Here is a 6,622-nt window from a genome sequence, read left to right as displayed (position 1 = left end):
GACGGCAGGCTGATCGGATCGTGCGGCCTGCACTCGTGCACTCTCGGCGGGGACCTGCGGGTGCGCGTGCCGGCGGCCGGCGCGGGCGCGTCGGACGCGGGGGCACGGGCGCGGTGCGCGAAGATGGTCCGATGAGCGATCTGTTGTACGTGAACGGTGGCACCCCGCTGAGCGGGGAGATCACCGTGCGGGGGGCGAAGAACTTCGTCTCGAAGGCGATGGTGGCCGCGCTGCTGGGGGAGACCCCGAGCGTGCTGCGGAACGTGCCGCAGATCCGCGACGTCGGCGTGGTGACCGGGCTGCTGGAGCTGCACGGGGTCCGGGTCGACGCCGATCCCGTCGGCGGCGTGCTGACGCTCGACCCCTCCGCCGTGGAGTCCGCGCACGTGGCCGACATCGACGCGCACGCCGGGTCCAGCCGGATCCCGATCCTGTTCTGCGGCCCGCTGCTGCACCGGCTCGGCGAGGCGTTCATCCCCGACCTCGGCGGCTGCCGGATCGGCGACCGGCCGATCAACTACCACCTGGACATCCTGCGGCAGTTCGGCGCGGTGGTGGACAAGCGGGACAGCGGGATCCACATCCGGGCTCCGCGCCGGCTCCAGGGCACCAAGATCGCGCTGCCGTACCCCAGCGTCGGGGCCACCGAGCAGCTGCTGCTGACCGCGGTGCGCGCGGAGGGCCTCACCGAGCTGGCGAACGCGGCCATCGAGCCCGAGATCATGGACCTGATCAACGTCCTGCAGAAGATGGGCGCGATCATCTCCGTCGACACCGACCGGGTGATCCGGATCGAGGGCGTCGACCGGCTCGTCGGGTTCCAGCACACCGCGCTGGCGGACCGGATCGAGGCGGCGTCCTGGGCGTCGGCGGCGCTGTCCACCGGCGGCGACATCTACGTCCGGGGGGCGACCCAGCCGGAGATGACCACCTTCCTCAACACCTTCCGCAAGGTCGGCGGCGAGTTCACCATCGACGACGACGGCATCCGGTTCTTCCACCCCGGCGGCGACCTGCGGTCGATCGTCCTGGAGACCGACGTGCACCCGGGCTTCATGACCGACTGGCAGCAGCCGCTCGTGGTCGCGCTGACCCAGGCCACGGGGCTGTCGATCGTGCACGAGACGGTCTACGAGAACCGGTTCGGCTTCACCGACGCGCTGCGCGGGATGGGGGCCACGATCCAGGTCTACAAGGAGTGCCTGGGCGGGCGGCCGTGCCGCTTCGGACAGCGGAACTTCTACCACTCCGCGGTGATCTCCGGACCGACCCCGCTGTCCGCCGCGAACATCGAGGTGCCCGACCTGCGCGGCGGGTTCAGCCACCTGATCGCGGCCCTGACCGCCAAGGGGACCTCCCAGGTGCGCGGGATCAGCCTGATCGACCGGGGCTACGAGCACTTCACCGAGAAGCTGACCGCACTCGGCGCGGAGTTCGACCGGGGCTGAGAAGCACCCGGGTAGCATCCCTTCCCGTGCATCCCGCCCGATCGAACCGTGCCTACCGCAACGCCGCCCGTGTGCTGAGGCCCGTGCTCCGCGCCATCACCCGCCGTGACTGGCGGGGGACCGAGCACCTGCCCACGGACACCGGCTTCATCGCGGCCGGGAACCACCTGACCAACATCGACCCGGTGACCTTCGCGCACTACCTGTACGACCAGGGGGTGGCGCCGAAGATCCTGGCCAAGTCCTCGCTGTTCGGGGTGCCGGTGCTGGGCTGGGTGCTGCGGACCACCGGTCAGATCCCGGTGTACCGCGGCACCGCCGACGCCGGCCGGTCCCTGGAGGCCGCGGAGCGGGCGCTGGCCGACGGGGAGTGCGTGGCGGTGTTCCCGGAGGGCACCCTGACCCGCGACCCCGACCTGTGGCCGATGCTGGCCAAGACCGGCGTGGCCAGGCTGGCGCTGGACACCCGCGTCCCGGTGATCCCGATCGCCCAGTGGGGCGCCCAGGACCTGCTGGCCCGGTACGGCAAGGTGTTCAAGCCGATCCCGGCCAAGCGGGTCACGGTGCTGGCCGGACCGCCGGTCGACCTGTCCGACCTGTACGACCGGCCCCGGGACGCGGCGACCCTGCGCGAGGCCACCCGCCGGGTGATGGCGGCGATCACCGCCCTGCTGGCCGAGATCCGTGGCGAGGAGCCCCCGGAGGGGGTCTACGACATGCGGAAGCAGGCGCGCGCGTGACCCGGGCGACCGTCCTGGGCGCCGGGGCGTGGGGGACCACCTTCGCCGCTGTGCTGGCCGACGCCGGCTGCGACGTGACCGTCTGGGGCCGGGACGCGGCGGTGTGCGCGCAGATCACCGCCGAGCACCGCAACGAGCGGTACCTGCCCGGCGTGGAGCTGCCCGCCGGGGTCGGCGGCGAGGCCGACCTGCGGCGCGCGGTGGACGGCGCGGAGGTGGTGGCCGTGGCGGTCCCCGCCCAGTCCGCCCGCACCGCGCTGGCCCCGTTGGCCGGGACGCTGGGCGGGCACACCGTCGCGGTGTCGCTGATGAAGGGCGTGGAGCTGGCCACCCAGCAGCGGATGAGCCAGATGCTGGCCGAGGTGCTGGACCTGCCCGAGCGGCGGGTGGCGGTGCTGTCCGGACCGAACCTGGCCGATGAGATCGCGGTGCGGCAGCCGACGGCGACCGTGGTCGCCTCCGGGGACCCCGCCACCGCGGAGCGGGTCGCCCAGGCCTGCGCCAACCCGTACTTCCGGCCCTACACGAACGACGACGTCGTCGGGGTCGAGCTGTGCGGCGCGGTGAAGAACGTGATCGCGCTGGCGGTGGGCATCTCCCAGGGCCGCGGCTTCGGGTACAACACGATGGCCACCGTGATCACCCGCGGCCTGGTGGAGATCACCCGGCTCGGTCAGGCGCTCGGCGCCCGGGCGGAGACCTTCGGCGGTCTGGCCGGGATGGGTGACCTGATGGCGACCTGCGCCTCGCCGCAGTCCCGCAACCACCGTCTGGGCGTGCACATCGGCCAGGGGCTGACCCTGGACGAGGCGATCGTGGCGACCGGCGGCACCGCGGAGGGCGTGAAGACCTCGCGCTCGGTGCTGGACCTGGCCGAACGGGTCGGTGTGGAGATGCCGATCACCGGTGCCGTGGTCCGGGTGCTCGACGAGGACCTGCCGGTCGACGCTCTCGCCCCGTTGCTCCTGGAGCGGCCGCGCAAGGCCGAGGGCGTCTGAGCCTCAGCGTCCGCGCAGCGCCCGGTCCAGGTCGCGCCACAGGTCCTCGACGTCCTCGATGCCGACGCTGAGCCGCAGCAGGTCCGACGGCACGGTGATCGACTCGGTGCCGAACCGGCGCCGGCGTTCGATGCTGGACTCCACGCCGCCCAGGCTGGTGGCCGGGACCCAGAGCCGGAGCGCCGCCACCACGGCGTCCGCGCCGTCCGCCCCACCGGTGGGCCGCACGCCGAGGATCGCGCCGTAGCCGGTCATCTGGGCGGTGGCCCGGGCATGACCCGGATCGCCGGGCAGACCGGGATGCCGGACCTCGACGACGTCCGGGTGCTCGGACAACCGGCGGGCCAGCTCCAGCGCGTTGGCCTGGGCCCGCTCGACCCGCAGCGCCAGGGTGCGCAGGCCGCGCAGGGCCAGGTAGACCTCCGCCGGTCCGGCGATGGCACCGTGCAGCGTGCGGTACGCCAGCAGCCGTGCGTGCAGGGCCGGGTCGTCCGACAGCGCCGCGCCCAGCACCACGTCGGAGTGCCCGGCCAGGTACTTGGTCACCGAATGCACGACCACGTCCGCGCCCAGCCCCAGCGGACGCTGCACCAGGGGGGTGGCGAAGGTGTTGTCGACCACGGTCAGCGCACCCGCCGCGCGGGCGGCGGCGATCAGCGCGGGCAGGTCGGCGACCTCCAGCATCGGGTTGGTCGGCGACTCGATCCACAGCATCGACGTCCCGGGGGTCAGGGCGGCGATCACCTGGTCGGTCTCGGCGATGTCGACCACCACGACCTCGACCCGCGAGCGGGCGGTCAGGTCGGCGAGGTAACCGTGCAGCACCTGGTAGGCGTGCCGGGGCACCACGACCCGGCCGCCGTGCGGGATCAGCGACAGCGCCGCCGCGATCGCCGCCATCCCGGAGCCGTAGACCAGGGCGGGGAGCTCCGCGCGCTCCAGGGCGGCCAGCGTCTCCTCGAAGGGCAGCCAGGTCTCGGTGCCGCTGCGGGCGTACAGCAGCTCGGGGGCGGGGCCGGGCTCGCCCTGCGACACGTAGGTCGAGGAGAGCACGATCGGCGGATTCACCGGAGCGCCCTGCACCCGGGCGGGCCGACCGCCCGACACGGCGACGGTGGCGGGGGACAACCGGCTGAGGTCATGGTCCTGAGGCACGGATCGCACACTAAACCCGCCGACTCCGGTGCCGGGAGCACGTTCCACGGATCGGTAGGCTCGACGCCGATGTCCACTTCAGCCGATTCCGTGTCCCGTCCCCGTGTCCTGATCCTGTTCGGCGGTCGCTCCGGCGAACACGCGATCAGCTGCGCCACCGCCGGTGGCGTGCTGCGCGCGATCGACCGGGAGCGCTACGACGTGCTGCCGATCGGGATCACCCCGCAGGGCCGCTGGGTGCGGGTCGCCGACGACCCCGACCAGTGGCGGATCACCGATGGGAGGCTGCCGGAGGTCACCGAGGTCCCCGAGCGGGTGCTGCTGCCCCAGGAGGTCGGCTCCCGCGAGGTCCGGGTGATCGAGCCCGGGCTGCCCGCCGCCGACCTGGGCACCGTCGACGTGGTGCTCCCGCTGCTGCACGGCCCCTACGGCGAGGACGGGACGTTGCAGGGCATGCTCGAGCTGGCCGACGTCCGCTACGTGGGCGCCGGGGTCCTGGCCTCAGCGGTCGGCATGGACAAGCACTTCATGAAGGTCGCCCTGGCCGCCGCCGGACTGCCGATCGGGCCCTACCAGGTGCTGCGCGGCACCGATTGGCAGAGCGACACCGGCGGCATCCGGGCCCGGGTCGAGGCGCTCGGCCTGCCGCTGTTCGTCAAGCCCGCCCGTGCCGGCTCGAGCCTGGGCATCACCCGGGTCACCGACCTCGCGGAACTGCCCGCCGCCATCGCCGAGGCGCAGCGGCACGACCCCAAGGTCGTGATCGAGGCCGGGATCGTCGGCCGGGAGATCGAGTGCGCGGTGCTGGGCGGCCGTTCCGGCGCGCGGGCCCGGGCCTCGTTGCCGGGCGAGATCGTGGTGACCGACGCCGAGCACACCTTCTACGACTTCGAGGCGAAGTACCTGGACGAGTCGGCCGTGTCGCTGCAGTGCCCGGCGGACCTCCCCGCGGACGTCACCGCCCGGGTGCAGGACGTGGCGGTGCGCACCTTCGAGTCGATCGACTGCGAGGGGCTGGCCCGGGTGGACGTCTTCGTCACCGAGGGTGGCGAGGTGGTCGTGAACGAGATCAACACCATGCCCGGGTTCACGCCGTACTCGATGTACCCGCGGATGTGGCAGGAGTCCGGGATCGGCTACCCGGAGCTGCTGGACGAGCTGCTGCAGCTCGCGCTGGAACGGCCGATCGGGCTGCGCTGACCCGTCAGACGCAGGAGCGCTCGGCCTGGACCTGCGACACCGCGGGCACCAGGGCGTCCAGGAACGCGGTGGACCGCTCCGCCACCACGGACGCGGGGACCGTGACCTCGATCGCGGGATCGCGCCCGTAGGTGAGGAAGGTCCAGTCCGATCCGCCCGGGTCCAGCGCCGGGTCGAGCGTGCCGCTGGGCGCGGGCTCGTCCGAGGCGTCGTCGGCCGGCAGCGCGTCCGCCTGCACCAGCCAGTCCACCGTCGCCCCAGCGGCGGTCTCCAGCGTGACGCACTGGTCGGTGGTCGGCCCCGGCGGCTCGACCCCGCAGCGCAGCACCACGGCCTCGGTCGCCGTGCCCCAGGCCGCTGTCGCCTGGCTGGTGGTCTCCAGGCGTTCCAGCCCGTCGCCGAGCGACTGCGGCAGCGCCAGGATCACCCGGGCGCACTCGGGGTCCTGGGCGTGCGGTGCGGCGGAGACCCCGACCGCGGCGGAACATCCGGCGAGGACGAGGACGGTGCCCCCGGCGGCGAGGACACGGCACGGACTCATCGGGCCAGGCTAACCGCACCGACTACCGTGACCGGCGTGAACGACGCCGCACCGACCCAGCCGACCGTCGCCGACCTGGGCGAGGAGCGCCTGCTGGCCCGGATCCTCCCGCTGCTGCCCACCGGTGAGGACACCCTGCTCGGCCCGGGCGACGACGCGGCGGTGGTCGCGGCCCCGGACGGCCGGTTCGTGGTCTCCACCGACGTCCTCGTCGAGGGACGGCACTTCCGGCTCGACTGGTCCGACGGGCGGGCGGTCGGACGGCGCGCGGCGGCGCAGAACCTGGCGGACATCGCGGCGATGGGGGCCCGGCCGACCGCACTGGTGGTCTCGCTGGTGCTGCCGGGCGCGCTGCCGGTGGCCTGGGTGGAGGATCTGGCCCGCGGACTGGCGGATCTGGCCGCCCCGGTGGGAGCCGGCGTGGTCGGCGGCGACCTGTCGGGCGGGGAGCACGTCGTGGTCGCGGTGACCGTGCACGGGGACCTCGGGGGACGGGCTCCGGTGCTGCGGTCCGGGGCGCGGCCGGGCGACGTGGTGGCG

The 6,622-nt window shown here is 73.7% G+C and carries 7 protein-coding genes; 5 read left to right on the top strand and 2 right to left on the bottom strand.

The genetic code is table 11. The features are described from left to right. The first annotated feature begins 131 nt into the window (after positions 1-131). From murA to OGL89_RS16610, 3 genes are all read left to right on the top strand, one after another. Entirely contained in the window at positions 132-1,448 is a 1,317-nt protein-coding gene (gene murA, locus OGL89_RS16620) for a UDP-N-acetylglucosamine 1-carboxyvinyltransferase (protein ID WP_263121288.1), read from the top strand. 74 nt (positions 1,449-1,522) lie between these two features. After that, a complete protein-coding gene (locus OGL89_RS16615) occupies positions 1,523-2,188 on the top strand; it encodes a lysophospholipid acyltransferase family protein (RefSeq protein WP_263121289.1) in 666 nt (221 codons plus the stop codon). Further along, positions 2,185-3,186 carry an NAD(P)H-dependent glycerol-3-phosphate dehydrogenase gene (locus OGL89_RS16610; RefSeq protein WP_263121287.1) on the top strand — a complete coding sequence of 334 codons (1,002 nt, stop codon included), beginning with the start codon at positions 2,185-2,187 and terminating at the stop codon, positions 3,184-3,186. The genes OGL89_RS16615 and OGL89_RS16610 overlap by 4 nt, the downstream gene beginning before the upstream one ends. A gap of 3 nt (positions 3,187-3,189) precedes the next feature. On the opposite strand, the gene OGL89_RS16605 is transcribed toward OGL89_RS16610, so the two are convergent. Continuing rightward, positions 3,190-4,341 (bottom strand): aminotransferase class I/II-fold pyridoxal phosphate-dependent enzyme, encoded by a 1,152-nt coding sequence (locus OGL89_RS16605; protein ID WP_263121286.1) that lies wholly within the window; start codon positions 4,339-4,341, stop codon positions 3,190-3,192. A 69-nt stretch (positions 4,342-4,410) separates the two neighbouring features. On the opposite strand from OGL89_RS16605, the gene OGL89_RS16600 reads away from it, so the two are divergent. Then, positions 4,411-5,541, top strand: a complete 1,131-nt coding sequence (locus OGL89_RS16600; protein ID WP_263121285.1) for a D-alanine--D-alanine ligase family protein — start codon at positions 4,411-4,413, stop codon at positions 5,539-5,541. 4 nt (positions 5,542-5,545) lie between these two features. Here OGL89_RS16600 and OGL89_RS16595 read toward each other — a convergent pair whose 3' ends face one another. Then, positions 5,546-6,082 carry a DUF3515 domain-containing protein gene (locus tag OGL89_RS16595; protein WP_263121284.1) on the bottom strand — a complete coding sequence of 179 codons (537 nt, stop codon included), beginning with the start codon at positions 6,080-6,082 and terminating at the stop codon, positions 5,546-5,548. A gap of 36 nt (positions 6,083-6,118) precedes the next feature. Between OGL89_RS16595 and OGL89_RS16590 the strand changes: the two genes are divergently transcribed. Beyond that, positions 6,119-6,622: AIR synthase related protein (locus OGL89_RS16590; RefSeq protein WP_263121283.1), on the top strand; the 504-nt coding region annotated here is incomplete at its 3' end.

This window comes from Cellulomonas sp. RIT-PI-Y (assembly GCF_025642745.1).
Taxonomy (GTDB): domain Bacteria; phylum Actinomycetota; class Actinomycetes; order Actinomycetales; family Cellulomonadaceae; genus Cellulomonas.
The sequence above is the reverse complement of the archived record's forward strand: the minus strand, read 5'-3'. Positions and strand labels throughout refer to the sequence as shown.

Bases quoted from the DNA above. Each gene is read 5' to 3' on its own strand.
- murA (WP_263121288.1), top strand. From the start codon at position 132: ATGAGCGATCTGTTGTACGTGAACGGTGGCACCCCGCTGAGCGGGGAG.
- OGL89_RS16600 (WP_263121285.1), top strand. From the start codon at position 4,411: ATGTCCACTTCAGCCGATTCCGTGTCCCGTCCCCGTGTCCTGATCCTG.
- OGL89_RS16595 (WP_263121284.1), bottom strand. From the start codon at position 6,082: ATGAGTCCGTGCCGTGTCCTCGCCGCCGGGGGCACCGTCCTCGTCCTC.